Source organism: Paenibacillus sp. 598K (assembly GCF_003851045.1).
Classification (GTDB): Bacteria; Bacillota; Bacilli; order Paenibacillales; family Paenibacillaceae; genus Paenibacillus_D.
Genome location: NZ_BFBX01000374.1, coordinates 1 through 314, shown reverse-complemented (window position 1 = coordinate 314; position 314 = coordinate 1). Strand labels below are relative to the sequence as shown.

The 314-nt window shown below is 59.9% G+C and carries 1 pseudogene; it reads left to right on the top strand.

Annotated elements, in window-relative coordinates:
* A pseudogene (locus PA598K_RS35535) lies at window positions 1-314 on the top strand (sugar ABC transporter permease); the annotation flags it as partial.

Here is a 314-nt window from a genome sequence, read left to right as displayed (position 1 = left end):
GCGCTGCTGCTCAACGAGCTTCGGCTAAAGCGGTTCAAGTCGGCGATCCAGACGATCTCGTACCTGCCGCACTTTATCTCGCTGATCGTCATCTGCGGCATGATTATCGACTTCACCAAGCCCGGCGGCATCATCAACTCGCTGCTGCTCGGGATCGGTCTGATCCAGGAGCCGATCCAGTTCCTGATCCTGCCCGAGTGGTTCCGTACCATCTATGTCGGCTCGGGACTATGGCAGAGCCTCGGCTGGAACTCGATCATCTACCTGGCCGCGCTCTCCGGCATCAACCCGAGCCTGTACGAGGCGGCGGTGAT